Genomic DNA, 361 nt, shown 5'->3' with positions numbered 1-361 from the left:
CGTCCAGTACGGGCGTATCCACCGTGGTGGTGACGGCCACCGATGGAGGTGGCTTGAGTGCCAGCACGGGCTTTACAGTGACGGTGACGGCCCCGGTTTCTGCGACGATAGGCGAGCCGGGTAGCTTTACCATCACCGGGGTGCAAACGGTGAGCTGTGTGGTGGTGAGTGGCGGTCAGCGGGCGGTCACCTTTACGCCCCAGTACGGGGGCATGACTGGGGGGCCTATCAATTTCTCGGTGGTCAACGAGCGGGCGGCCACAAGCGATCCGGGTCCCTACACGTTAACGCTGTATACCGACAACCCGACCATCACGCTGAGCGCTCAGCAGGGTAGCACGGCGGCTACCTACCGCTACAA

1 pseudogene is annotated in these 361 nt (G+C 63.2%); it reads left to right on the top strand.

Features of this window, described 5'->3' with window-relative positions:
* A pseudogene (locus GK091_RS29330) lies at positions 1 to 361 on the top strand (PQQ-dependent sugar dehydrogenase); the annotation flags it as partial.

It is taken from the genome of Spirosoma agri (genome assembly GCF_010747415.1).
GTDB classification, from domain to species: Bacteria; Bacteroidota; Bacteroidia; order Cytophagales; family Spirosomataceae; genus Spirosoma; species Spirosoma agri.
The sequence above is the reverse complement of the archived record's forward strand: the minus strand, read 5'-3'. Positions and strand labels throughout refer to the sequence as shown.